The sequence below is a fragment of the Cryobacterium sp. 10I5 genome (assembly GCF_035019865.1).
GTDB classification, from domain to species: domain Bacteria; phylum Actinomycetota; class Actinomycetes; order Actinomycetales; family Microbacteriaceae; genus Cryobacterium; species Cryobacterium breve_A.
This window is the reverse complement of sequence record NZ_JASJVI010000242.1, coordinates 1-250: the sequence shown is the minus strand read 5'-3', so window position 1 is coordinate 250 and position 250 is coordinate 1. Positions and strand designations below refer to the sequence as shown.

1 protein-coding gene is annotated in these 250 nt (G+C 64.8%); it reads right to left on the bottom strand.

The window, feature by feature from the left end:
- The coding region (locus QN350_RS19860) for a hypothetical protein (RefSeq protein ID WP_323517247.1) at positions 1-250 on the bottom strand (250 nt) is incomplete at both ends.

Here is a 250-nt window from a genome sequence, read left to right as displayed (position 1 = left end):
AACTGCCAGAGCGGGTAGCGGCGCTTGCCGCCGGCCAGGAAAGCGTAGAGGTCGCCCTTGGCTTGGCGCCGGCGCACACGTGCTGCGTCCACGCTCAGCATCTGGGCAACCTCGGCAACACTGAGCGAATCAGTGATGGCCCCCAGCCGTGTCGTGCGCTCCAGCTTCACCAAGTCGCCTCGTGCGAGGCTGGCCTCGGTCTCGGCGAATTCTTCTTCGGTGAAATCTCCGGACTCGATCAGGAACGCGA